Here is a 775-nt window from a genome sequence, read left to right on the forward strand (position 1 = left end):
CGGAGTCGCGGGCGTCCTTGGCGTGGCCTTCGGCGCGGCCCGCGGCCTTGTCGGCGGCCTCGGCGTCCTCGGTGGCCCGGCGGTCGTACTCGACCGTGCGGGCCAGTGAGGCGGCGGCCTTGGACGCGGCGGTGGCGGCGTCGGCGGCGTAGCCGAGGGCCTCCTTGGCGTAACCGCGGGCGTCGGCGGCGTGGCCGGCGGCGTTCGCGGCGTGGACGTAGGCCTGCTTCGCGTCGCCCTTCGCCTGGTCGGCGAGGTTCTTGGCGGCGGAGGCCTCGGCCTGCGCGTTCTTGGCGTGGGCCTCGGCGACGGCCTTCTGCTGCTCGGCGATCGACTTCGACGCCTGGCCCGTCAGCACCACCAGGCCCGCGGCGGAGTCCGTGGTGACATACGGGGAGCCGAGCTGGATCGCGTCGTTGGCGGGCTTGGCGACCTGGGCGGCGGAGTTGCCCGCGTCCACCGCGGCCTGGGCGGTGACGTGGGCGAAGCCCGCCGCCTTCGCCGACGCGACGAGTGCCTTGGCGGCCTCCTTGTTCGCCTCGTTCGCGTGGGACTTGGCGGTCTTGGCCTCCTGTTCCGCCTCGTCGGCCAGTTCGACGGCCGCCTTCGCCTCGGAGGCGGCGTGCTTCGCCGCCTGGATGGCGTCCGCCGCGGCACTGGTCGCGGTCTTCACCGCGGCGTCGGCCTTCAGCTTCGCCGCCTGGGCGTCGTCCGCGTGCGCGCGGGCCCGCTTGGCGGCGGCCTCGGCGCGGGTCGCGGCGGCGTCCGCGTCGGC

The 775-nt window shown here is 76.3% G+C and carries 1 pseudogene; it reads right to left on the reverse strand.

Going from position 1 to position 775, the window contains the following annotated elements:
* Positions 1–775 (reverse strand): annotated as a pseudogene (locus tag B7767_RS40675) (virulence factor); the annotation flags it as partial.

It is taken from the genome of Streptomyces sp. 13-12-16 (assembly GCF_002114215.1).
Taxonomy (GTDB): domain Bacteria; phylum Actinomycetota; class Actinomycetes; order Streptomycetales; family Streptomycetaceae; genus Streptomyces.